This window comes from Paenibacillus sp. FSL R5-0527, assembly GCF_038008055.1.
Taxonomy (GTDB): domain Bacteria; phylum Bacillota; class Bacilli; order Paenibacillales; family Paenibacillaceae; genus Fontibacillus; species Fontibacillus macerans.
On record NZ_JBBOYI010000001.1, the window covers coordinates 3,858,615 to 3,877,238 of the forward strand.

Annotated in this window: 19 protein-coding genes and 3 pseudogenes; 17 read left to right on the plus strand and 5 right to left on the minus strand. The window is 49.1% G+C overall.

Translation table 11 applies throughout. The features are described from left to right. Positions 1 to 232: 232 nt before the first annotated feature. Both NYE69_RS16895 and NYE69_RS16900 read left to right on the plus strand, forming a co-directional pair. Positions 233 to 778, plus strand: a complete 546-nt coding sequence (locus NYE69_RS16895) for a helix-turn-helix domain-containing protein (protein ID WP_194540250.1) — start codon at positions 233 to 235, stop codon at positions 776 to 778. A 183-nt stretch (positions 779 to 961) separates the two neighbouring features. Then, positions 962 to 1,474, plus strand: coding sequence for a response regulator transcription factor (locus NYE69_RS16900; protein ID WP_340927127.1), 513 nt, complete (start codon positions 962 to 964; stop codon positions 1,472 to 1,474). Positions 1,475 to 1,860: 386 nt separating this feature from the next. Here the strand turns inward: NYE69_RS16900 and NYE69_RS16905 are convergent. Together NYE69_RS16905 and NYE69_RS33725 are read right to left on the minus strand one after the other, a co-directional pair. Then, positions 1,861 to 2,073 (minus strand): annotated as a pseudogene (locus tag NYE69_RS16905) (hypothetical protein); the annotation flags it as partial. A gap of 39 nt (positions 2,074 to 2,112) precedes the next feature. Then, on the minus strand, positions 2,113 to 2,460 hold the full coding sequence (locus NYE69_RS33725) for an amidase domain-containing protein (RefSeq protein ID WP_445744776.1): 348 nt from the start codon (positions 2,458 to 2,460) through the stop codon (positions 2,113 to 2,115). Between the two features lie 184 nt (positions 2,461 to 2,644). Here NYE69_RS33725 and NYE69_RS33730 point away from each other — a divergent pair. Further along, positions 2,645 to 3,342, plus strand: a pseudogene (locus NYE69_RS33730) (IS30 family transposase); the annotation flags it as partial. On the opposite strand, the gene NYE69_RS16920 reads toward NYE69_RS33730, so the two are convergent. Then, positions 3,286 to 3,579: an HTH domain-containing protein gene (locus NYE69_RS16920; protein ID WP_340927129.1), complete on the minus strand. Its 294-nt coding sequence runs from the start codon at positions 3,577 to 3,579 to the stop codon at positions 3,286 to 3,288. The pseudogene NYE69_RS33730 and the gene NYE69_RS16920 overlap by 57 nt on opposite strands. A gap of 390 nt (positions 3,580 to 3,969) precedes the next feature. Here NYE69_RS16920 and aiiA point away from each other — a divergent pair, with 390 nt between their 5' ends. The 13 genes and pseudogenes from aiiA to coaD all read left to right on the plus strand — a co-directional run bounded on the left by aiiA (position 3,970) and on the right by coaD (position 14,717). Then, on the plus strand, positions 3,970 to 4,728 hold the full coding sequence (gene aiiA, locus NYE69_RS16925; protein WP_340927130.1) for a quorum-quenching N-acyl homoserine lactonase AiiA: 759 nt from the start codon (positions 3,970 to 3,972) through the stop codon (positions 4,726 to 4,728). 14 nt (positions 4,729 to 4,742) lie between these two features. Continuing rightward, positions 4,743 to 6,065: an MFS transporter gene (locus tag NYE69_RS16930; RefSeq protein WP_340927131.1), complete on the plus strand. Its 1,323-nt coding sequence runs from the start codon at positions 4,743 to 4,745 to the stop codon at positions 6,063 to 6,065. Positions 6,066 to 6,110: 45 nt separating this feature from the next. Further along, positions 6,111 to 7,499 (plus strand): amidase, encoded by a 1,389-nt coding sequence (locus NYE69_RS16935; RefSeq protein WP_340927133.1) that lies wholly within the window; start codon positions 6,111 to 6,113, stop codon positions 7,497 to 7,499. Between the two features lie 29 nt (positions 7,500 to 7,528). Further along, positions 7,529 to 7,720, plus strand: coding sequence for a hypothetical protein (locus tag NYE69_RS16940; protein WP_340927134.1), 192 nt, complete (start codon positions 7,529 to 7,531; stop codon positions 7,718 to 7,720). 150 nt (positions 7,721 to 7,870) lie between these two features. Next, positions 7,871 to 8,488 carry a TetR/AcrR family transcriptional regulator gene (locus tag NYE69_RS16945; RefSeq protein ID WP_340927135.1) on the plus strand — a complete coding sequence of 206 codons (618 nt, stop codon included), beginning with the start codon at positions 7,871 to 7,873 and terminating at the stop codon, positions 8,486 to 8,488. 85 nt (positions 8,489 to 8,573) lie between these two features. Next, a pseudogene (locus NYE69_RS16950) lies at positions 8,574 to 9,281 on the plus strand (serine hydrolase); the annotation flags it as partial. A 142-nt stretch (positions 9,282 to 9,423) separates the two neighbouring features. Beyond that, complete coding sequence (locus tag NYE69_RS33735; RefSeq protein WP_445744837.1) at positions 9,424 to 9,888, plus strand: right-handed parallel beta-helix repeat-containing protein; 465 nt, start codon at positions 9,424 to 9,426, stop codon at positions 9,886 to 9,888. Between the two features lie 712 nt (positions 9,889 to 10,600). Further along, positions 10,601 to 11,041 (plus strand): A24 family peptidase, encoded by a 441-nt coding sequence (locus tag NYE69_RS16955; RefSeq protein WP_340927136.1) that lies wholly within the window; start codon positions 10,601 to 10,603, stop codon positions 11,039 to 11,041. A gap of 330 nt (positions 11,042 to 11,371) precedes the next feature. Next, positions 11,372 to 11,614, plus strand: a complete 243-nt coding sequence (locus NYE69_RS16960; RefSeq protein WP_340927137.1) for a hypothetical protein — start codon at positions 11,372 to 11,374, stop codon at positions 11,612 to 11,614. A 115-nt stretch (positions 11,615 to 11,729) separates the two neighbouring features. Beyond that, complete coding sequence (locus NYE69_RS16965; protein ID WP_340927138.1) at positions 11,730 to 11,900, plus strand: hypothetical protein; 171 nt, start codon at positions 11,730 to 11,732, stop codon at positions 11,898 to 11,900. A 458-nt stretch (positions 11,901 to 12,358) separates the two neighbouring features. Then, positions 12,359 to 12,775, plus strand: a complete 417-nt coding sequence (locus tag NYE69_RS16970; protein ID WP_340927139.1) for a transcriptional regulator — start codon at positions 12,359 to 12,361, stop codon at positions 12,773 to 12,775. Between the two features lie 825 nt (positions 12,776 to 13,600). Then, positions 13,601 to 14,170 carry a 16S rRNA (guanine(966)-N(2))-methyltransferase RsmD gene (gene rsmD, locus NYE69_RS16975; protein WP_036622153.1) on the plus strand — a complete coding sequence of 190 codons (570 nt, stop codon included), beginning with the start codon at positions 13,601 to 13,603 and terminating at the stop codon, positions 14,168 to 14,170. Positions 14,171 to 14,198: 28 nt separating this feature from the next. Next, complete coding sequence (gene coaD / locus NYE69_RS16980) at positions 14,199 to 14,717, plus strand: pantetheine-phosphate adenylyltransferase (protein WP_328272501.1); 519 nt, start codon at positions 14,199 to 14,201, stop codon at positions 14,715 to 14,717. Here the strand turns inward: coaD and NYE69_RS16985 are convergent. Then, entirely contained in the window at positions 14,714 to 15,952 is a 1,239-nt protein-coding gene (locus NYE69_RS16985; protein WP_340927140.1) for a nucleoside recognition domain-containing protein, read from the minus strand. The two genes, coaD and NYE69_RS16985, sit on opposite strands and share 4 nt — an antisense overlap. Positions 15,953 to 16,094: 142 nt before the next feature. Here NYE69_RS16985 and NYE69_RS16990 point away from each other — a divergent pair, with 142 nt between their 5' ends. Then, complete coding sequence (locus tag NYE69_RS16990; RefSeq protein WP_340927141.1) at positions 16,095 to 17,120, plus strand: SepM family pheromone-processing serine protease; 1,026 nt, start codon at positions 16,095 to 16,097, stop codon at positions 17,118 to 17,120. Here NYE69_RS16990 and NYE69_RS16995 read toward each other — a convergent pair. After that, positions 17,117 to 18,361, minus strand: coding sequence for a nucleotidyltransferase (locus NYE69_RS16995; protein WP_340927142.1), 1,245 nt, complete (start codon positions 18,359 to 18,361; stop codon positions 17,117 to 17,119). The genes NYE69_RS16990 and NYE69_RS16995 overlap by 4 nt on opposite strands. Positions 18,362 to 18,624: the final 263 nt, after the last annotated feature.

The window sequence follows — 18,624 nt, forward strand, 5'->3', positions numbered from 1 at the left end:
TTTCGCTGTAAATGAAAATGATTCTGTTGAAATGAACGATGCTCAGATACCCGGGTAAGATTCGTTCGCCAACCTTGATTAAATGTTAGTCCAATAATGGCGACAAATCAACGTTTTTACACCGTAATTTCGCACTAGTGAAAGGGCTTGATATTGCTCATATTTACGCCTATTATAAAGTTATAAATTTCGTCGACAGCGAAATTCCATCAAAAAATTAGGAGGCTTGCATATGAATTCGATCGGCGAAGCCATTCGAAGCACGCGAAAAAAACATAAATTAACGCTCAAGAAGGTAGCTCAAGCAGCCTCTGTATCCTTATCTTTTCTTAGTGAAATTGAACGCGATAAGGCGAATCCGTCCATCAGTGTTCTGAAGCGCATAGCGAATGCATTAAACGTGAATTTTACCGATTTGTTTGGCGAGGAGAAACGAAGCATTGTCGTTAGGAAAAACGAGCGCAAACCTTTGGTGCATTCCGAAGGTTCCCGTATTACCTGGTACGCACTCAGTCAAGGAAGCAGCAACCGAATGGGACCGATATGGGGAGTGTTGGAAGAAGGAGCGGCTTACGGCGACATTGGCGTCGGCCATAGCGATGGAGAGGAATTTCTATTTGTCCATTCCGGGCGTTTGGAGTTTATGCTGGGCAATGAGCGTTACACGCTCGAAGAAGGGGACAGTATCTATTATGATGCCAGAATCCCCCATAGTTATAAGAATATCTGGGAAGGCGAAACGCTGCTAATAGCGGTTGCTACTCCGCCTACTTTTTGACGGAACGGAATTGGAGGTACACCCGTACGAACCGCTGATGATCATTTATAAAGAACAGCGGAAGGGAACCCCTTAAAGTATTTTTCGCCGATAGCCCCATTAAGCTGAACCGTATCATAAGTGAGGGGAAATCCAATTCCCTAGATCTCTATTGAAGGATCTAGATGCAGAGGAGTGAATGAAGTGGATGGAATAATAAAAATATTGGTCGTTGAAGATGACAATGAAATCAATCAATTGTTATGCGAAATCATTACCAAGAGTGGATATCTCCCGCAACCGGCCTATTCTGGCACGGAAGCTTTGTTGTATTTAGCGGGCGAGCAGGCGTGGAGTATGGTTTTGCTCGATCTGATGCTTCCAGGTCTTAAAGGCGATGAAATCCTGCAGCAGTTGGGACCGGACCGTCAGTTCCCCGTCATCATGATATCTGCTAAAGGAGAACAGCATACAAAAGCCTCCATATTACGCATGGGAGCGGATGACTACATTACAAAGCCCTTTGATATTGAAGAGGTATCGGCTAGAATCGATATCCATCTCAGAAGATACAGACGTGTAGCGGCGGTTACAATAAATGAGGACGTTGCAATAACGTTAAGCCCCCGAATTTCTGCAGAATTAAGGATGTCAACTAAATACGAAGTAACATCAAGAATTGTCGGGGGACAAGAACATAGTCCGATTACCAATTAGATGTACATCTAAACATTAATCCATGCACTTAAAGCTTCATTAAGTACTAATGCATGAAAATGTTCACAATGTTATGTGACAACTGACAAGATGAGAAGTTAAACACGGTTGCTAGGTATTATAAAGGTGAGATATCGGACTGAAAATAGCTGCTGAGGACAAGAACATGTTCCTATTATCGATTAGGCGTATATCTAATCGATATCTCGCTCTTCGATTCACTTAACTAACAGGCAGGATACTCTAAGATCAATCGTGGTGAACCTGATCATAGGTGAGGCGATTTTTTGGCGCTACTGTAAGAGTGCTGAAGACCGCCCGATTCGGCTGTTGGAAGAAACAAGAATAAGCTCGCCTACGAATTGCTGACCATCAGGCTCAAGTGGATCTTTCATACGCTGAGCCATAATGGAGTAAGAAATCCCTCCACAAAGAACGAATAGGAGAGTTGTGTTACCTGCTACAAATGTGTTTCTTTCGTTTAAGGCAAAATGCTGTAAAAACATCCCGATGACAGCAAGACCTCTTGCAGCATCGAGGGCAAGCAGGCGTCGTGAACCTTTACCCTTATTTTCCTGCTTAGAGTTTATTGGCTTAATAGGTTCAACTTCTACTGTCTCTTGGAGGCTGGTTTTTATTTAATTCGTGGCTTTGTCTATTTCATAGCCATATACGCCATAGCCTTGGCTGAACATATCGGCGAGTGTTCTATCTTCCTTATGATCCCAAGAATGCTGTGTTATATACTTGTTGGCACTACTATTACCCGTGTTTTTCGTGATGATAACTGTATGATCGATGTCGGCATCAGTGTCAGTATTTAAGCTTACTGCATCTCCGGTTTGCAAATATCGCGGGACAAGAACATTGTTCCTTTCAAAGTCGCTAATATAGCGGCTTTTTTGTTTTAAGGAACTAAGCTCTTGTCCCTTGCTAAGGACAAGAACATTATACCATTGCTGAAAAGGACAAGAACATTGTGTCATTCCCGATTAGGTAAGGATCTAAATAGTTTTTATACTGGATTTCATGTCGCGAGACAAAAAATAGTAACAGACGGATTGTAATATGAAGTGCGACACCTACTGGAAATAAATAAAAAAGGGCCCATGGCCGGATTCGTGTAGAATGAAGTCACCACAACAACCATTCACACAAGGAGAATCCACCATGAACTACACCCATCTTAGCATAATCGAACGAAGCAAGCTAGAAATCCTCCACCAGCAAGGCCAAAGTTCACGAGCGATCGCAAAAGAGCTGGGTAGGCATCCTTCGACCATTTGCCGTGAGTTAGGGCGCACGGTTTCATCGCAACCCTATCAGCAGAACAAGCCCAGAATGCTTATCAGGAACGCCGTAAGGCTTCTGCACCCATCGGTAAATGGTCCGGCACCTTGGCTGCTCCGCTGGAGGAAAAGCTAAAGGCCACTTGGTCTCCAGAACAAATCACTGAACGGTTCCGCGTCGATGGCCTGCCTGTGGTCTCCTTTAAAACCATCTATCGCTGGATCTACCACGGACGCTTGGTTCGAGGCCTTCTACACGTCCTTCAGCACAAAGGTAAGCGTCAGAAACCCACAGAAACTCGCGGTACATTTGCCATTGGGAGATCCATTTCAGATCGTCCGAAAGAGGTCCGTTCTCGTGAAACGTTTGGGCACTGGGAACTGGATACCGTGGTTTCGGGTCGCGGAAAAAGTAAAGGATGCGTAGCCACACTCATTGAACGCAAAACGCGTCTCTATACTGCGATTCTTATGCCCGATCGTACCGCATTATCCATGGAGATCGCGCTGGGCGTAGCCATTTCACAGTACCCCAAAGGGACTTTTCTCACAGCCACTGTTGATCGAGGGTCCTTGTTCCTGAAAAGCCGCACGCCATCGATTGGAAGCCTTTCGAATCCGGGTTGCACCCAAAACGTCAATGGCAAAGCCTGCCTCCTGAAAAATCTCACTTGGAAACTTACCTTGATTATACTCTTGAATAAATCGTTCTTTAAAAGCATCCGTATATGTAATGGCTTTAGCACTGACATTTTTCACATAGGGATTTGTTCTTAACTGAGCTTGCTCTTGAGTTGTAAATAACTTTTTAGACATCCGCTTTGACCACCGCTCGTTTTTTATTCATTGTACACAAAAAAGACCCTATAAGATGACTTTTTAAAGTGTCCATCTTATAGGGTACATTTTACTCGTTAGCAGGCCCTTTTTTTGCTGTTTTACGATGGGGGGAGCCGGGAGAACGAAAGGGCTTTAGAGGCTTTGGACCTCGTAACAAAAACAGTTCTCCCAGGACCTCCAAAAAACCATGTTTGAGCTGGTAGGGGCGGTAGACCTCGTATAACAAGTGAAGATAAGTTTTAGGTAATTAATACTGTTATGATACCCCTTATTTTCTGATGATGATTGACATCGGACAACTTGTCCGTTACAATAAATCCATACCGGACAAGTTGTCCGAATTTATAATATGAAGGGTGAAACTGGATGTATGTCAAGAAGCTGTATTTTTTACCTGTAGGTGAATGTTTCCTAGATCAATCGGCTGTTAATCGAACCCTTGTCCCCGGGAAGTTAGTCGGAATGCCTGTGTGGTCTTTTCTGTTGGAAACGACCAGCGGTCCGATACTCATCGATACGGGAATGCCCGACTCTTTTATCAATAATCCCGATTACTACAAGGGGACTAGACGTGAAGGGCGCGTCGTCCCCAACATGTCGGACGGCGACTCGATCGTGAATGTGTTAAAGCGTGTCGGTTATCGACCTGACGATATTCAGATGGTCATTAGCTCCCATTTACACTTGGATCATTCTGGGGGAAATGGACATTTCCGCAATACACCTATCCTTATTCAAAGGGCAGAGTATGATGCGGCCATAGGCAACGAGGATTACTCTCCATTAGAGTGCAGGCTACCCGATTTACAATATCAAATCATTGAGGGTGACCATGAATTGATTCCGGGGGTTCAAATTTTCTTCACTCCGGGTCATTCCCCTGGGCATCAATCAGTCCTCGTCACAACAGAAAAGTCGGGTCCAGTGCTTCTGACGATTGATGTTGCTTATACTCGGGAGAACTTCGAGAGTAGCGTACCGTTCTTGACATTCGATCAAGAGATGGCTGCCAAATCGATTACTCGCATGCAGGAGTTGATTGAGGATGTTCGGCCGTCCTATGTTTTCTTGGGACACGATAGAGATCAAGCGCAAACATGCCGCACCTTTCCTGACTTCCTGTAATGGAGGAATAGGCTATGGCTACTCAATCAATGGCTTTATCCGGTAATGAGCGGAAATTAATGGGGACACTTTGCTTACTCATTATTTTCGGAAACATCAATATGACCATGTTTAACTTGGCTATACCGTCGATTTCCGCTGACTTTGCTCTGACCTCCTCGCAAGTAAGCTGGGTCATGGTCGGATATAGCATTTTGATGGCCATTGGCGCCGGTACTTACGGCAAGTTAACGGAGTCCTTTTCCTTCCGTCAGCTGTATGTCATTGGTTTAATCCTTTTTGCTTTCGGCTCTATGATCGGCTTCTTTGCAGCTTCATACTTGCAAGTCATTATTGGGAGATTAATGCAAGCAGCAGGGGCCTCATCCATCTCGCCCCTGTCTTATGCGGCAGTAACCCTATATTTTAAGCCTGCCGTCAAGGGACGGGTACTGGGGACGTTGTCCGCCACAATTGCCTTTGCTTCCGGCTTCGGGCCTGTGTTCGGCGGTTTCGTAGAGCAATACTTTGGCTGGCGTGCTTTGTTCATCGTGTCCAGTCTAAGCCTATTTGTTATCCCTTTGGTATTCAAGTATGTTCCAAGCAAGAAACACGACCGAGGTTCATTCGATTATCTCGGAGCTGTTTTGTTCTCCGCCGGACTGGCGTTGGTATTGCTAGGGGTTACGAACTATTGGTTTATGCTCATTGCAGGAGCAGCAGTTCTTCTATGGTTCGGTATTCATATTCAGAAAAAAGAACATCCATTTATCGATGCATCTTTCATGAAAAATGTTCCTTACCGACGAATTCTAGGGATTGGATTTCTTACCTTTGTATGTAACACGGGGTTAACCTTTACTCTTCCTGTCATGATGAAGAACGCCTTTCATTTACCGACTAGCAAAATCGGTCTGCTGATGCTTCCCGGTGCCGCCTGCGCAGCCTTGCTCGGATCCCGGATCGGAGGCTGGACGGATCGTTTCGGAAGCTCCCGCGTGCTTGTCATATCGCAAAGTCTCGTCATCGGCGGATTTATACTGCTGGGTGTATCCATACATTTGCCGCCATGGATCGATGCTTTATTGATTATTATCCTTATGATTGGATTCAACGGTGTCCTCACCTCTAGCAGCAATTTAGTTTCGACGACACTCCGTTCCGCTGAGCTGGGTGTGGGGATGGGTATTTTCACACTGGCTTATCTGCTAGGCGGAGCGTTCGGTCCTGCGCTGGTCGGACGACTGATTGATCTAAAGATGCCTTTTTCTGTTGTTTATTTTACCATTGCCCTATTGGCAATCCTAACATACTTATTTGCAAGAAAAACAAATCCTAGCGGAAGCTATGGTAATTAGTTTGGTAGACGGACGACTTGTCCAAAAGATAGGGAGGATGACGAGATGAGTAAATTAAATTCCCAACTGTCCTTTGCTGCTATTCATGAGCTGGCCGAAGGGATCCGAACAAGGGAAATATCCCCGGTAGAGATTACAGAACATGCGCTTCATCGCATCGAACGTTTGAATCCGAAACTGAACGTTTTCGTTACCCAAACGTCCGAGCTGGCGGTTGAACAAGCGAAGCAAGCGGAACGCGATATTATGCATGGTCGGTATAAAGGGCTCCTTCACGGGATTCCCATCGTTCATAAGGATCTATATTACACGAAAGGGATCCGAACAACTGCCGGTTCAAAAATATTAAACAGCTTCGTCCCCGATTACGATTCGACGGTTGCAACTAAGCTACATGAGGCTGGAACAGTTCTGCTAGGCAAAGTACAGACTCACGAGTTCGCTGCGGGATTGACAACAACTAGCCCGCACTTCGGTCCTTGCCTCAATCCGTGGAACACTGATCTTGTAACGGGAGGTTCAAGCGGCGGCTCGGCTTCTGCTTTAGCGGCTGGACTTGCTTATCTGGGCACAGGCTCGGATACCGGAGGTTCGATCCGCATACCCGCTGCTTTGTGCGGTGTCGTAGGGATGAAGCCGACGTACGGTCGGGTCAGTCGGTATGGTATCATTCCAATGGCCTGGTCATTGGACCACTCGGGTCCGTTGACCCGCTGTGTCATGGATGCGTCCCTGTGCTTGGATGTGATGTCTGGCTTCGATCCAAAGGATGAATCGACGGTCGATCTGCCTGCGCCAGGTATCAAGATGTATCCGAATGGTCTCAGGGGTGTGCGTATCGGATTGCCGACAAGCTACTATTACGAGGATTTGATGCCGGAAGTGGAAGCTGCGATGAAGGCCGCTATCAATAAATTCCGAGAACTGGGAGCAGAAATCATCGAAGTTAGCCTGCCCCTGATCAAACATGTTAGAAGTGCGACGATGGCCATTATGATGACGGAAATGTACTCGTACCACGAGAAGTGGCTTGAGACAGAATTGGAACAGTATGGACCGGACGTCCGAATGTTTCTTGAAAGCAGTAGAGATATTCCGGCTTCCATTTACCTTCAGTCTCAGCGGGCCCGGCAACTAATTGTCAATGATTTTTTGAATGCATTGTCCGGAATCGACATCTTGTTGACGCCGGCAACACCGATCACTGCGCCGCGTGCAGATGATAATGCTAGTGTATTCAGATTGAACTCATTTACGGTTCCGACCAATTTGACCGGCCTGCCTAGCCTGAGCATGCCTTGCGGGTTCTCACCTTCCGGTCTGCCGATTAATATGCAATTGATTGGCCGCCCCTTCGAAGAAGCGACAGTACTAGGTATCGGCAATACTTATGAGATGAATACCGACTGGCACAAGAGACATCCGGATTTGTAAGCCTGACTAAATTTGATGGAGGGTATCCTATGGAACAGAAGCAACTTAACTCTGAAGTTAACAGGAAAGCATCGACCGAAACCGGAACAGAAACGACGAGCGACAACAAAAAAGCGTACGAGCAGTTTATTCCTACGATCGCAAGTTTGATGGAACTGGACCTAACGGGCATTGAACCGCATTTGCCTCCAATTCACAAAAAGTACTATACCAAGAAATAAAAAAAGTTTGTCGGTACCCAAATGAATGTATTTTTAATTTTCACGAAATGTATGATAATATGAATTGACGGACAACATGTCCCATACACGAAAAACGGACATGTTGTCCGTTTTTCACATTAAATAACAGTTAATTAAAGATAAAGGGAGATGTTTATAGTGAATTCAGAATCGCAATCTGCCTCTCCGAAAATTCCCAGAGAGGAGTTAAACCGAAGACGAATTTTGGCGTCAGCTAGAGAACTTTTCATCAAAAACGGTGTTGACAAGGTCAATATGCATCAGATTGCGAAGACTGCTGGAGTAGGTCAAGCAAGCCTATACCGCCGCTACTCGGATAAGGGCGACATCTGTCTGGAGATCGCGTGTGAAGAGTACCAACCCTTGTTTGATGAAGTTCAAGCATTTCTTGATCAATCCCCAGAAACCGCTGCCTTGGACCGGCTTTACCATGTAATAGTAAGATATGTTTCTTTTTTAGAGGCAAAAGTTCCTTGGCTCTGTGAGGTCGGTCGGGCCTCAACCGGGCATCGTCCGTTACAATCTCCGTTATGTCAATGGATGCGCAATATAAGCAGAAATCTGCTAAATGAGGCCGTTGAACAGGGAGACGTATCCGGGGTGGACATTCCATATACCATTGAAGCCCTGCTGGCCGTGCTTCACAATATCGATTACCATCTCCAAGATGAAGGCTTTACGAGCCAACGAGTTCTTGATGGATTACAACGCATATTTATTGAAGGTTTAAAAGCTCATAGACGTTAATTGAGGGGCTGGCCTAAAGCCACATAACCTTGATGAGGGATAGTCCTGCCGAGACATTCAGTCTCCGCACTAAAACTTATTTTGTAATGTGGTTGCTAGCGGGGGGATTCATTCCACGGCAGAAGATATGGTACGATTCTCGCAAATATTTATGGGACAGACAAACAATATTCTTTCAGACAAGTCGGTTCGGGCGATAGAACAGGAGGAATACAAGAAAGGCATTTGGCCAGAAGATGCGGCTGATAATAGTAGCAGTTACGGTCTGGGGTAGGACAGTGTGAAACTATACCCTTTCAATATTATGGAATAAAAGACTTGGCCAAGGGCGGGAACTTATCTGTGTATGCTGCTTCTCTCGCCGTGCTTCCTGAGAAAAATATGGCAGCTGCTGTGTTAACTTCCGGCGGTAATAATGGAACAAATCAACTGTTGGCAAGCGAAGTGTTGCTGCAAGCACTCAAGGAAAAGGACGAAATCAAGAGCTTCAAGCCGGACAAATCATTTGCTAAGCCCGTAAAGACCAGGGTACCGCAAGCTGTAATGAAGCAAGCAGGCTATTACGCCAGCAGTGATTCACAGTACCGAGAGCGAGGACGGAGAACTGACCATTCTTGTCGATAAGGAGACGAAATATTTATACACTTCGGATGAAGCTTTATCAACGAGAATGGAGCCTCCAAGGTCAAATTCGTCACCGAGAAGAATGGACGCACATATTTGTTGGAAGAGAAGCTATGAGTCGTTGCCGGGATTGGGGCAGCTAGCTGCGTCAGAATTGACGCATCATATATGTCTAATGACACAAATGCGACCCCATTGTAGGATTTTGACGCAAATATGGAGACATTGTGGAGAAGAAAGATACGGATAAATCCCTGAAGTGCACGATTTAAAGCGCATACCGTCGAGTCAAATGGAATCCGGATGTCGAGATACGTAACAATCATTTTTCCAGGATTCCAACCCGCGGCATCCTTGCGACCAGTTCCGGAAAAGTCCTAATTGAAGATAATCAGTTCAAACGTACCGTTATGAGCGGGATCCTGATTTCGAATGACGCGAGTAGCTGGTTTGAATCCGGGAGGGTGAATGATGTTATCATTCGTAGAAACCTATTTATCGAATGCGGGGGCAGAGAGCATCCCGAGCTGTATATCGTGCCCGAAAACCGCAGCGTCGATGTCAATCAACCAGTTCATGAGCACATTCTTGTTGAAGAAAACTACTATCAACTAACAGATTCTATAGTTCTTCACGCAAAAAGTACGAGAGATTTAATGTTTCGAAATAATACCATGACGAAGAAGGATGTCGTACAAGCTAGAAACATCCTGAGCTTTGAACGGTGGCATCGGTGCTGGAAAATCTATATAGGACAAGGCGTTTTATTGTTTTAAATAAATATGTACAAAATCCGACTTTTGTGTAATTAGAAAAGCGTTGTCCTAAGTGCGAGGGCCAAGTTACTCCGCTTTCCGTGGGCTACCTTTAGTACTGCTAACAATTGCTCTTTTCACATAATACCGGCTCAGGTCCGGACCAGCCCCGTCATAAAAACGACCTTGGCTCGCCCAGATCCTTCAACGCATTATATCGGCAGATGCCGCATTTTCTTCTAGAAAAGGCCCCGTTGCTTTATTCCGGAGATGAAGATTCCCTTTGTCGTCTTGTCTAAAATAAAAAAAGCACTCCAATAGGCATATTCAGCCTGTTGGAGTGCTTCTCCGTTCAAATTATTCGGGTAAATATAAGATAACAGGCAGAGACGACTAAGATCTTAATGTTATAGATAACAAGGTTGACGGCATAAACCGTGAGTTGAAGGATTTCCGTGAGGAGCAGGAGGTCACGAATAAGCTTCTTACCGGAGATAGCACAGGGATTAAGAATCAGCTGCGTGATGTTCGGGACGACTTTAAGACGTTCCGGAGGGATATACGCGATTGGACGCGCAAGACAGACGAGAAGATTGATACCATTGAGGATAGGATTGATGGTGTACGTGACGCATTAAACTAAAAAATTAGCATATTTTAAAGCCTGTAATGCTCATTAATTGAGTGTTACAGGCTTTTTTGCTTTGTATAGAAAGTAGATGGGGGGGAGTGTATGGGGAATTTTATGTTGTGGGGGCCTTTGCTCGCACTACTAGGAATAGCCACCTATACAGATTTAAAATGGCGTATCATTCCGGATAATTTGGCGCTGGGCGGGTTGACCTATTACCTACTTTTGAGGCTATTCTATGCCGACCAGCCATATGTTTACTATTTGCTCGGTATCCTGGCCGGATCTGGGGTACTGTATATTTTTGCTGTCATTGTACCAGGAGCATTTGGCGGCGGTGACATTAAGTTGATGGCAGTGGTAGGCGCAGCCTTGGGATGGGAGCTTTCAATAATATTCTTGATCTTGACATTACTTGGACCGTGCCTATATACAACTGCTTATGTGTCATTAAGTAAAATGGGCAGAAAGGGAACTATTCCGCTTGCTCCTTTTATTTTGCTAGCAGGTATTATGATACTATCGCTAAAATTGACTTTATAGGGACACATACGAACGTATGCTTGTATCAAGGCGAAATATAGTGCTATAATATTCCTATAAATAATTCTATTCTCAAACCTCCACACTTGCCGGTGGCAAGGGACGAAAAGTGCTGAGGGGCTCTGGTAAAGCTTTACATTATACGAACTTGTATCTGTGCTGGAAAATAAATAGTGATTGTAAAAGCCGATTTTTGCATTAATTTTGCATAGGTCGGCTTTTGTTATTAGTGAAAGAAGGGGTGTTAAGATATTAAAATTAATATAAATCTTGACCTATTTTTTGGTTTATGGAGGGATTCATCTGCTGGTTCATATTAAGAGTGGAGAGTTGTATCCGGTCAACTTCCTACCTCTTCATCCATATGATTTACAAGGCGATATGGCTAAAGGGGAGGATGCTTTCGACTGGAATATCTATTTTGGATTTCGAAATGTAGAACTGTATAAACTGGTGATCCAGGGTAATGATGTGATGCAAGGGGCAATTGCTCTGGAACGCAGGGAAGATCATGTGTATATTCACTTGATCGAAAGTGCACCACATAATCGCTTCGATAAAGTACACATCTGATTGCCTACTATGCTCGGAATATGCTTGCTACACACATAGGCGGCGGTCGTATGATAATTAACGAGGCTAACGCAAAAAAGCTTATTATGCTATACTTAAAAAAGAGGTGATGACCATGGAAGGAATGAAGCATCCGGAGGAGAGCATTGATGAAGCAGCTCGCCGATTAACCAATGGACATTATGTGGTTCCTTCCGTTCCTGGTGACGACCCGGAGCGTGACAGGATCATCAGCGAAGCGATTGCCAAAATGAAGGCTGAACGAACGACAAAGGCTCGTTCGTAGCAGCAGCCTGTAAATAACTGCTTTCTTTTTAAAAGTCGATGTACAGGGAAGCCCTTGTAGTCATCGACTTTTTGCTTTTAAGGAAGGTATTCAAAAATCTTTGGATATCGGGGATCATTACCTGAAGAGTTATTACTTCGGACTGTTGAGGAAGAATGTTTAAAGAAAGGATGGTTACCTGAACCTGATTTTTTTGAATGATTTTAAAGTTCTGCTTTGGTGGAATAAGTTACTACCTATGCTGGATAGGGAAACCGTTAAAGAACTCTACAAGTATTTTCAAGTTGATGAAAGGGGCCGCGAAGTCGAGCAGGTTATGCGGTAAGTGATCGTGGAACAGTATCGGCGTTTAGGTCTTTAAATGAAAAGAGAATTTCTAGCCTCTGCCTTCGGGTGGAGGCTTTTTTGTTTTTTATATCTTTTTAGGTGGTCTATTTTTTGTTCAAAAGGTGGTTTAAATGAATATAAAAATTATTGCTATTGATCAGATCAACGCAGCAGCCTATAACCCGCGCGTAGACCTTCGGCCGGGTGATCCGGAATACGCGAAGTTGCGACGCAGCATTGAAAGCTTCGGCTACGTCGAACCGATCGTATGGAACGAATGCTCCGGCAACATGGTCGGCGAGCATCAGCGGTATAAGATCCTGGTTCACGAGCTTGGCCACGCGGAGATGGAGGTTTCGGTTGTCAACCTGGATGACGAGCAGGAGCGGCTGCTTAACCTGGCGCTGAATAAAGTCTCCGGGAGATGGGATGACGAAACGTTGGTCGGCTGCTCGCTGAGTTGCAGGAGGTCGGGGCGACTTGGACCTGTCCGAGTGTGGAAAGGAGGAGGTCGTAGAATTAATTTGCCGGATGTACTGGATGTTTGAGCCGCCGGTCGTCGAAGATGTTTTCGATGTAACCCATGTTCTTCTCTAAATCAACGCCCCTATGTACGCCGTGGCAACGCGTGAAAGCTCGGTCCACACTTACTGTAGTGCGGCTATACAACCGACATCGGAGACACTGTGCCAAACTGGTAGGAGCCAAAGGCGGTGCTAGTGTAACGGGTCCACCGTGACCGCGAAGAGTGATTTATTCGGTACAGTTGGCCGCAGATAGTCGAAAGAACATAATAATTACGATATGACAGTAGAAGAGAGGAATCGGATGTTTTCTATTGCCATTTTCAAACCTCCATGAGAATAACGATTCAAGGGCAAGTTTGAGTCTTCTTCTGTTTACTGTCAACGATATTTCGTGGGTGGTCTTCGCAGCGAGGAAAGGTGGTGAACTAGATGACCTGTGATGCTCACACGGATAATTGAGTTTGTTTATTGAAGATTTGGTCCCCAAACGGTCCCCAACACCCAAATTTCGCTTGTGTTATACAATGTTATAATTTCTGTATTATTGGATTAATGCCTTATAAAACAAAGAGAAAATCCCCTGTTATAATAAAAAATCGGGACCCTCTTGCGAGGGCCCCATCATGGGAGAGGAGAAACCGGACGAAGAGCTTATGGGGAAACGTAAGTCTTCTCCGCGGTTGTCTACGACATTTGGTGATGTCGATACTACAATTGTGTCCGGGAAGGACGATTATATACCTCTCACGAAGAAAAAAATTATGATCTATTGATTTTTCAATCCGCGGCGGATTGTGGTACGATATCGACAGGAATTTTCAGGCATACATAAGGGTGTGAATATTCATGAGAGTCATTTCGGGCAGCGCCCGGGGCCGGGCGCTTAAGGCGGTTCCCGGTATGGGGACGCGGCCCACGACGGATAAAGTGAAGGAAGCGGTGTTCAGCATCATCGGTCCTTACTTTGAAGGAGGAGCGGCGTTGGATCTGTTTGCCGGCACAGGGGGCCTCGGCATCGAAGCGCTGAGCCGCGGCATGGACAAGGCCGTATTTATCGACAAAGAGTACAAAAGCATTGAAACCGTCCGCGCCAATTTGCAGGCAACCGGGCTGACGGAGCGGGCCGAGGTGTACAAAAACGATGCGGAAAGAGCGCTGAAAGCTTTGGCCAAACGCGAAGCCGCCTTTGATCTGGTATTTCTGGACCCGCCTTACCGGCTAAAGCACGGAGATAAGCTGATGGAGCAAATGGACGAGCTTAAGCTGCTGAAGGAAGGGGCTACGATCGTTCTGGAGTACGAATCCTCCTATGCGTATCCGGAACGGTTTGGAAACTTTACGCAGCGCCGCAAGGCGGAATACGGGGAAACGGCCGTATCCGTTTATGATTACGAACGAGAAACCAGCGCGGTCTAACCGCTAAGATTGGAGAGGAACAAAAGGCATGAAAGAACCAGGAAATAATCATCCGCGAATCGCCGTCTATCCGGGCAGCTTCGATCCGGTAACCAAAGGGCATATGGACATCATTCAACGGGCTTCGCGCCAATTCGACAAGCTGATTGTGGCGGTGCTGAACAATTTAAGCAAAAACCCGCTGTTTACGGTAGAAGAACGAAAACAACTGTTGACCGAGGCCACCGGACATTTGCCGAACGTGGAGATCGACAGTTTCCGCGACCTGCTCGTCAACTATATGAGCCTCAAGCAGGCTCACGTCATCGTGCGCGGCATCCGCTCCGTCACCGATTTCGAATACGAACTCCAGCTCGCGTCAACCAATCACAAGCTGAACAGCGACGTGGAGACGATTTTTATGATGACGAACCCTAAATATTCTTATTTAAGCTCCAGCATTGTCAAGGAGATCGCCAGCTTTCACGGGGACGTCAGCGACCTTGTGCCGCCGCAAGTAGAACTGGCGCTTCAACATAAATTCGCCGGCCGGACGGGCAAAAATTAACGTTCGCTCCGGCGGCTCCATACGAGCGCAATGGTAGCGAATCCGAGCGTTAACAGCGCCAGCATCCATAGCTGCCATCCCATCACCCCGAACGCTTGCTGCCAGGTCGGCAGCCAGGCCGCCGGGGTGTCGTGTCCTGTGCCGGTTTGTCCTTCCTGGGCAAAGGCAAAGGCGGGAAAGGCGCCGGGCAGCCAGCCGTTAAGCGGCTTCCACAGCAGCAGCGTAATGGCGTACGCATAAGCTCCATGCAGCAGGCGGTTCAGCAGGAAAAAACGTTCGCGAATTCCAGCCGGCCCGAGAATCGCCCGGACCTGAAGGTAGGCGCATAAACCGCTCCAACCGAGGGCGGCGCCCAGCAGGGCGGTGAATACCGCCGGCGGCAGCGCCGGGGAAGACAGCCGGGACATGGCGTACGAGCCGAGGTGAACCTCCAGCAGACTTTTGACGGTGACGGAAAAAAAAGTTCCCGGCAAAGCCAGGAGTATGACATGAATCAGGATCGAAAAAATAAGCATGTAGCCGCCGGTGATCATCAGCGTTTGCACGCCGGAAGTCACGGTATCGCCCAGCAGCTTGCCGAGGCTGCGGCCGTCCTCCTGGCGGGCACGCTCCATATTGCGGAGCGCCTGGCGAAGCCGGGACGAGCGGCGCCGGCTGCCGCTGTGCGAAGCGGACGGTTCCGCGGCGTTCCGGGCCGGGGGACGATCCCGCCAAAGAACATACAGCGTGACCCCGGCGGCCAGTCCGGCGGCCCAGTGCACGGCGAGCAGAAGCAAGCCGAATTCGGGGCGGCCGAAAAAACCGGCGCCGATGACGATCACCAGCAGCATCGGGCTGCAAAAATGGGCCGCACCGGCGATTCGTTCCGCTTCGCTTGCGGAGATTTTGCCCTGCTTGAATAAAGTTGCCGCCGTATCGGCGGCTGCCGGAAAGCCGGCGGTCATGCCAAGCGGCAGCACCCAGCCGAAGGAGCCGGGAAGACCGAGCAGCCTGCGCGTAAAAGGTTCAAGCAGCGTGCCGATGCCATGGGCGAATCCGCCGGCGAGGAGCATTTGCGATAACATCACGAACGGGAGCAAAGCGGGAAAAACGATGTGCCACCAGATAGAAAGTCCTTGTCCGGAGGCTTTAAACGCTTCGCCCGGAGCATATACGACGCACACGACAAGCAGAACGGCCAGCAGCCCCGTGAAAGCGGTGGAAGCTCGGCTGCCGGCGAAGCTTTTTAAGTTCATTCGGATTCACCTTCTTCATAAGTAGATCATATAGTACATGCTATGCAGCAGCCGTGAAATGCAGACTAGCCGTTTGCGGCCGGGCGCTTCGCCCGTCCGGCCATCAACTGTCTGCCGCCGCGTCATGAAGGGAGAGCGAATCATGCGTCAATCAAGATCCATAGCGATAAAAGCGGGGCTATACGTCCTGACGATGGCCGTGATCGTATATGTGGTCGTTTTTATGAACACGCCGTACATGATCAATCAGCCGGGGACCGCCGAGGAGGTTAAACCGATAGTCAGCATCAAGTCGGGGGATAAGGAGGAGAAAGGCGCTTTTATGCTAACGACGGTATCCGTCAGCTACGCCAATTTGTGGATGCTCGCCACATCCCCGTTCAACAAGGATGCCGAAGTGGTCCGCAAGGAGCCGGATCGCAACGATGCGGAATATGAGACGGAGCAGCGCTATTATATGAGCAGTTCGCAGTCCAGCGCGGTGATGGCGGCCTACCGCAAAGCCGGGGTGAAATACGACGTGGTGTCCCAGTATGTTTTTATTATCGGACTGTCCAAAGAAAGCGAACCGAAAGGCAACTTCCGGTCCGGGGACATTATCCGCACGGTGAACGGCCAGCAGGTGAAACGGTTTGAGGATCTGGGCCCTTCGCTTCATGGGAAAAAGCCGGGGGACATCGTTCCCGTGCAGCTTTCGCGGGATGGAAAAACGGTCGAGGAGCAGGTGGAGCTGGTTCAGATCGTCGATGCGGAAGGCATACGTAAAGCGGGGCTGGGCGTGAGCGTCGGGGAAGTGCTGAAAGTGGAGGCGGCGGACAAGGCGAAAGAAGTCACCTTTGCCGATACGGAGATCGGCGGTCCTTCGGCGGGACTGATGTTTACGCTGGAAATTTACAACCAGCTGACGCCCGGGGATTTAACGAAAGGACACCGCATCGCCGGAACCGGCACGATCTCGGAGGACGGCACCGTCGGGCCGATCGGCGGCGTCCAGTTCAAGATCGTCGCTGCGGAGCGGGAGAAGGCCGAAATATTTTTCGTTCCGGAAGCGAATTATAAAGACGCCAAAGCAAAAGCGGAGAAAATCGGTTCGAAAATGGAGCTCGTGCCGGTCAAAAAGCTCGACGACGCGCTGAATTATTTGCAGGCGCTTAAGCCCAAAGGCTAAACCCGAATCGGCGGCTGACGGTATTCCCGGAACAGCTGCTCGGCCTGGCGGACGGGCATGCCGTTGGCATAAGCGGCGGCGGCCCGGATATCGAGCGACAACTGGGGATGATCAAGCTCGGCGGCCCGGGTAACAATCGGCAGTTTGGCCCGCTGTTTCATCCGCTTCAGCATTTCCTGCCCCCGGTTGCTAAACGCCAGCACGCGCAGGTAGCCGGGACCTTCCGCCAGCGCCTCGGGTGTCAGCAGATCCCGCGGATGCTGCAGCAGCGCGTGCAGCAAGGTGCGCTGCAGCTTCGTGTAGGTGTATCGTTTCGTCTTGAGCTTGGCCAGCAGCTCGGATACGGTCGGCTTTTCCAGCAGCGGCAGCGCTTTTTTGATGCGGTACTCCAAGCCTTCGGTCATTTCGTGGCAGGCGCGGAGCTGCTCGGGCGAAGCGAGCAGCAGCTGGTGAAACAGCGGCGCGGCCAGGTTCTCCCACGTCACGGGGCCGCGTCCCGCCGCGAATTCGCGGGCGAGGATGTCCGCCGTGAAGGGCGGGAGATACGGCGCAGCCGCGTCCAGGCCGCCGCCGGCGATCAGCCGGCGCACGGCGGTGGCGCTGGCGATGCGCGCGTCCGTCGGCGCGGCATCGTTGTACCCCGCGGCCCGGCGCCGGACGGTGACCGGCGCGATGCCGCTGTGGAGCCGCCGCAGCGCGATCAGGTAGTGCAGCCCCAAGCTGTTGTTGGGCTGCTCCAGCAGCGCGCGCGCTGCGGCGGCGTCGGCGCCGGCGGCAGCGCCTCCGGCGAGCAGGCGCGCGGCCGCGGCGGCGTAGGCGGCGGGGAAGCTCGCCCCGGTGGCGAGCTCCTCCGCGACCGCCGCCTTCAGCGCGCCGCCGCCGGCGGCGAGCCGCTCGGCCAGCGGCTGCAGCGCCTCAAGCGCGCCGGCCTCGCTGCCGAAGCACAGATGCGTCGCGACGCCCGTCGCCTCAAGCAGCGCCACCGCGCCGTAGGCGAACCACTCCGCCGGCTGCGCCGCGTATGCGATCGGCAGCTCGAGCACGAGATCGGCGCCGAGGCGCAGCGCCATCTCCGCCCGCGCCCATTTGTCCACGATCGCCGGCTCGCCGCGCTGCAAAAAATCGCCGCTCATGACGGCGATGACCGCGTCCGCCGCCGTCAAGCGCTGCGCCTCGGCGAAGTGGTAAACATGCCCGTTGTGGAGCGGATTATATTCAACAATGATTCCGACGACATTCACGTGCGGATCGACTCCTTTTTTTAGAGGCTTATTTGGCTCAACCTGGAAATCAGCCATGACTAACGGGTTAATCACGAATGATCTGGCTGATCTGGCTATCCGGGGCATTGGCATTCTCTACGTTAACGGTTGTCACCCGCGCTTATTCGAGCGAAAAGCGGTGGTTTCTTTTTTTAACGGTTGTACTCGCGCTTATTTAGGCGAAACCGCCCCAATTCTGCTGGAAAACGGGAATTAAGCTCGGCGGTAACCGTTACATTTTG